5 protein-coding genes and 1 tRNA gene are annotated in these 5,217 nt (G+C 39.1%); 1 reads left to right on the top strand and 5 read right to left on the bottom strand.

Features of this window, described 5'->3' with window-relative positions; translation table 11 throughout:
• The 3 genes from ribB to VNZ46_RS29140 form a co-directional block, all read right to left on the bottom strand.
• Positions 1-717: 3,4-dihydroxy-2-butanone-4-phosphate synthase (gene ribB / locus VNZ46_RS29150; RefSeq protein ID WP_325565197.1), on the bottom strand; the 717-nt coding region annotated here is incomplete at its 3' end.
• Positions 718-841: 124 nt separating this feature from the next.
• The gene (locus VNZ46_RS29145) at positions 842-2,287 is read right to left on the bottom strand and encodes an LptF/LptG family permease (RefSeq protein ID WP_325565195.1); all 1,446 of its coding nucleotides are present in this window, start codon (positions 2,285-2,287) and stop codon (positions 842-844) included.
• Between the two features lie 30 nt (positions 2,288-2,317).
• The gene (locus tag VNZ46_RS29140; protein ID WP_108553601.1) at positions 2,318-2,698 is read right to left on the bottom strand and encodes an START-like domain-containing protein; all 381 of its coding nucleotides are present in this window, start codon (positions 2,696-2,698) and stop codon (positions 2,318-2,320) included.
• A gap of 135 nt (positions 2,699-2,833) precedes the next feature.
• On the opposite strand from VNZ46_RS29140, the gene VNZ46_RS29135 reads away from it, so the two are divergent.
• Positions 2,834-2,907 (top strand) — tRNA-Met (locus tag VNZ46_RS29135).
• A 30-nt stretch (positions 2,908-2,937) separates the two neighbouring features.
• Here VNZ46_RS29135 and VNZ46_RS29130 read toward each other — a convergent pair.
• Together VNZ46_RS29130 and VNZ46_RS29125 are read right to left on the bottom strand one after the other, a co-directional pair.
• On the bottom strand, positions 2,938-4,431 hold the full coding sequence (locus tag VNZ46_RS29130; protein WP_325565192.1) for a DKNYY domain-containing protein: 1,494 nt from the start codon (positions 4,429-4,431) through the stop codon (positions 2,938-2,940).
• 153 nt (positions 4,432-4,584) lie between these two features.
• A partial coding sequence (locus VNZ46_RS29125; RefSeq protein ID WP_325565190.1) for a DUF5074 domain-containing protein occupies positions 4,585-5,217 on the bottom strand: 633 nt, incomplete at its 5' end.

The following is a 5,217-nucleotide window of genomic DNA, read 5'->3' as shown; positions in this document are numbered from 1 at the left end:
AAGATGAGTTGCATTGTTATCCAACTGCGTATAGGCTGTCATTTTAAAATCACCCCATTGCGTAGGCAGATTAATCGTTACTTCTTGCTTGATCAGACTCTCATTACTTAAACGGTAAGCAATCAAATCTTTAATAGAGATGATCTTCAATTGATGCTGAGCAGCTATTTTGATCAGATCAGGCAAGCGGGCCATCTCTCCGTTTTCTTTCAATATCTCTACTAAAACACCAGCAGGTTCCAGACCGGCTAACCTGGCCAGATCAACACTAGCTTCAGTATGTCCTGAACGTCTCAACACACCACCAGCCTTAGCCCGCAAAGGAAAAATATGTCCAGGCCTGCCCAGCTCTTCCGGATCGGTTTTAGGATTGACCAATGCCTGTATAGTTTTGGATCTGTCAGAAGCAGAAATACCTGTAGTACAACCATGTCCAACCAAATCAACAGACACCGTAAAGTTCGTTTCGTAAGCCGCAGTATTCTTGCCAACCATCAGTTCAAGCCCTAAATGATCGCAGCGTTCTTCGGTTAAAGGCACACAAATCAGGCCCCTGCCGTAGGTTGCCATAAAATTAACCATCTCAGGAGTTACGTTCTCTGCAGCCGTAATGAAATCTCCTTCATTTTCTCTGTCTTCGTCGTCAACTACAATAATCAGTTTTCCGGCTTTTATATCTACAATAGCTTCTTCTATTGTGTTCAATTTAATTTCCATTTTTAAACTTTCCCGGCCTTCTATCTTTAATTAAGCCAAAGAATCCTTATACAAAGGTACAACCTTCACCGGTAAATTAAGTTCTAAAATATCATCAATTGGTAATGATATTCAAAAGGACGAATTAACTTTCAGGCCTTTTCTTTTTTAAGAACCTGTTAAAGAAATTAACGAAGGTAGTTTTATAATAGGTAGCATCAAATAAAGCAGAATCAACCGTTGCTTTATACGTCAGAAACGCTCCTAAAGGGCTCAATACAATAATAGCCATCCAGATACCCAAAACAGGGCTTATATTACCCTGATTGGCTGATTTTTCAGATACTGTAGAAATAATGTGATAGATCAGAAAGAAGATGATTGCCATCACCACAGGAAGCCCCAGTCCACCCTTTCTGATAATTGCACCCAGTGGCGCCCCAATAAAGAAAAGTAATAAACAAGATACCGCCAATGTAAATTTCCGCTGATATTCCACATCTACCCGGATCAGGTTTCGCATTTGTTCTTCATGCTCCGGAATTTTTGCCGATGTAGTTTGTTGAATAGTAGTCGCCTGATCGAGCGCACTTTGAAGTACCGTTGACCTCAATCCTTTCGGGATTTCATCAAGTATAGATCCTTTTATATTCCTGGCCGGAATCTTAATCTTTGTATAGCCCTTGGTATAATTGTTTTGTTTATAATAACTACCCAAAGTTAACCTTGCGTAACGATCTGTACTGTCCTGTAACTTTGTCAAAGAGTCCTTTTTTCTGGTTAATCCCTTCAGGTTAAGCATAGCCGTATTGGAACGAAAACTGTTTTCGTCTGTTCTGCTCATTTTAAAACTTGAAAAATCAAATTTCTGTTCTGTTTCTCCAAAACGCATACGGTACAATTCCTGCCTTGGATTAAAAGAGGTATTTTTACCCGCTGTCTCCTCATACCGCACACCATTATTTAGTTTCAGCATCAGATACTTATCATCACTGGTCTTGTACATCTTTCCATCTTTGGCCATGATGATTTTTGCGATCCCTCCGGTACCATTATGATCATAAATCATAATGCCCTCCAGCGAAATCCCGTCCTCCCCTTTCTTATCCACTCTAATAGAATAACCAGGAATACTGTTATTAAAAACCCCCTCCTTGATCAAAAAGGATAATTTTTTATTTCTAACATCCCATAATAAAGAACCATACTTAAGGTTGGCCTTGGGCAGCATATAATCAGAGAACAGAAAAGACCCAATGGCCAGCAATACAATCACAACCAGAAGCGGTCTCATGGCGCGTTGTAATGAAACACCAGCAGATTTGATGGCCACTAGTTCATAATTCTCTCCCAGGCTACCAAAAGTCATAATAGACGACAGCAAAATAGCCAGCGGGAGTGCCATAGACACATTTGCAGCAGATGCATAGAACATCAGCTCAAGGATAACATACCATTCAAATCCTTTTCCTATTAAATCATCTACATATTTAAATAGAAAAAGCATCAGCAAGATAAACATCACAATAAAGAATGTGACAATAAATGGCTTAATAAAGGCCTTGACTAGAAGTAAGTGAATCTTTTTCAATATACAAAGGTAGTCAATGCAGGCGAATATTTATGCCCCTATCACACTATGCAGGTAGGTAATTTGGTTGTCCCAGATTAAAGTCCGTTCTGCAAGGGTTTCATCTGTCGCAAAATCTGTAATACTTAAAGCCACATCATTGGTCAGTTCATCCTGTACAATTTCCATTTCAAAATAGCAATGTGGTTCATCATCCACCCATTTAAATTTAACGAGTTTATTTTCTTTTACACTGAGCAATTTTGCTTTCTGAACTTCATCATCCCACTTAAAAGTAAAAACCTGGTCACGAAAAACCACATCGTCTGCAAACCATTGAGACAAGCCATTAGGCTCACTTATAAAACTGAACAAAATACGCGGAGATGATTTCAATTCGTATTCTAGCGTAAACTTTTTCTTTTCTGACATCTTGGAACCCTTATATTTTGAATTTATTTAATTATTTTCATTATTTATTTCTAAAGAAAGGTAAATTATTCTATATTTGCAACTCTTAAAAATAACCACATTAATATTTGATACTCTTCTATCAATATTAAGCCCGGCGGGGTAGCTCAGATGGTTAGAGCGCAGGATTCATAACCCTGAGGTCGGCAGTTCGATCCTGCTCCCCGCTACTGATAAAAGCTCATCGAAAGATGGGCTTTTTACGTTTTATATACGAAAAAAAGCTTGGGATTGAAGCCGAGTTTCTTTAGCAGCCATAAGCACAGCTGAACACCTATTATAAGAAATACAACACCCCACATCAACCAAGCATACCTGCCGGAATAAGAAGTCGTCACATGAACCAGTTCAGTGCTTTTTACCTTTGCCATATGATCCGTTCGAACAAGGTTACGGATGTCTTCTGTACGGATTTCCTGGGAGAGCAGCGCATCAACCGTCGCCTGATCTGTGATACGATAAATTGTCTGGCCAATCAGCTGCGTATCGCCGAGCTGGTCAAAGTAATAATAGTTAGCACCATTTTTCCAAACCGATCCAAAATTATGATCAACCATACCAATTTTCGTCCACTTTCCTGTATTGGGCTCACCTAACCTACAGATATTCGTAGTCCTGGATTTAAGTCCTGGATTTCGTCTTCCACCCCAAATTTCTTTTGTCTGCGTATAAAGAATCTGCTGACCATCGGAAAAAACCAAAGGTGCAATTTCCGTAAATTTCCCGCTGTTGAACGGGTTGTCATCTATACTCAGAACCTTATTTTTAACTACATCAAAATAGAAAATCCCATCCTTGCTTAGAAATAGTGCATGATAAACATGCCCACCATTTAGAGACAAAACATGATAGGGACCATGTTGCTTTTCAAAAGCAATATCATTAACATAGACCATACCTTCTTTGGGATCTATGAGATAATTTTCCTGGTTTTGAGCATCAATAACAATGGCATACAAATCAGAATGATCTTTAAGTGGCAGTCTGGTATTCTTATAATAGACATGTTGGCCATCTGCCAGATAGCTTATACTTTCACGAATATCACCATCGTTGTACAATTCCCGAATCTGTCTTAGACGCTCCGGATTAGCCTGGGGAAGAATTTTACCTCTGTAGTAAGATAAGGTTCCATTGGTAACAACGTCTGTATTCTGCACAGCACGATAAGGAGCTGCGCTAGCTTCAAGTATAGAAAAGGGGTAAATATAGGTCTGCGGCTTCTCTCCTATCCCAAAACCATATAGCATCTGCTGGTTTAATTCCGATATAGTCGATAACCTTTGATTCCTTACACTCATCGAAGCACAATAACACGTTTGCTGACCATCACTAAAATAATCATTACCAATTGCTTTAGCTGTAGACGGATTAAAATCTTTGACAATTAAATTGCCGCAGTAAGCGTGTTTTTTATCTACGCCAAACTGGCGGTTTCGGAAGTTGTCATCCAACAGCCTGAAGCTATTGGCATCAGCCTCTTTGATCAGATAATCCCCATTACTCGGCACAGATGCATATACCTGGTTCTGAGATCGGGTAAATATACCTCCTACCTTCTGTCCTTTATCGATATCCATGGTACCAGGTCCCCTAGATTCCGATAGAAGCATGGCGATGATAAGCACCAATGAAAACAGCACGGAAACAATAGCTACCGCTATCCCTATACGCTTAATAATGCTCAGGTTCATTGTTTATTGATCAGTTAACTACTTTCATATTTCTTATTTAGCAAGAAAACAATTGAAGTTAGTTATTTGCGAACAAAAGCCCAATTGTTTAAAACAATCGGGCTTCATCATGTTCAAATTTGAATCGGACTATAAAACCAACGCGGTCTGCAATTAATGAAATACAGCTAAGTCGGGGAAGTATATTTTTGTAAAATCAGCAGTAATACCATCTCCTCCATATTTAATTTTCTTAACCAATGCACCAGTTGAAGCATTGTATATCAATAAGAAATTAACCGTTGAACCCGCACCATAACCCTGAATACCGTTTACAACAATATAATCTTTATTCTTATCATAACGTATCGCACCATAGATCATGAAAGGATTGTCGGTAATCGTAATAAAAGGTTGCGCTAAAGATGATGCATTACCATCTACATATTTATAGATTGATTTTCCTGAATGGTAGAAAACAGCATTCTCCTTTGCCGATGCGGTAATCCGGGTTGGCGCATCTAAACCAAAACTACCAATACTTACTTTCAGTGCCACCCCTGCTGTATCTAAATTGTTGTCAATACCAATTAGACGGGTTCCGGTTGAAGCCCAAACTTTACCATTCGGCGTTTGCGCAAAACCACGGTTAATAGTTGGAAAGCTTTTAATCAGTGAATAGTCACTCGCCAAAACAATCTTGGCACCATTGCTTTGCAATAAGTAAACATAATCTCCCTTTTTCAACAGATCACCTGTATTCACAGCACCAACGGTAGTGAGTTTATTCTGAAGAGCAAGTGTGTT

It is taken from the genome of Pedobacter sp. (genome assembly GCF_035566355.1).
In the GTDB taxonomy this organism is placed as follows: domain Bacteria; phylum Bacteroidota; class Bacteroidia; order Sphingobacteriales; family Sphingobacteriaceae; genus Pedobacter.
The sequence above is the reverse complement of the archived record's forward strand: the minus strand, read 5'-3'. Positions and strand labels throughout refer to the sequence as shown.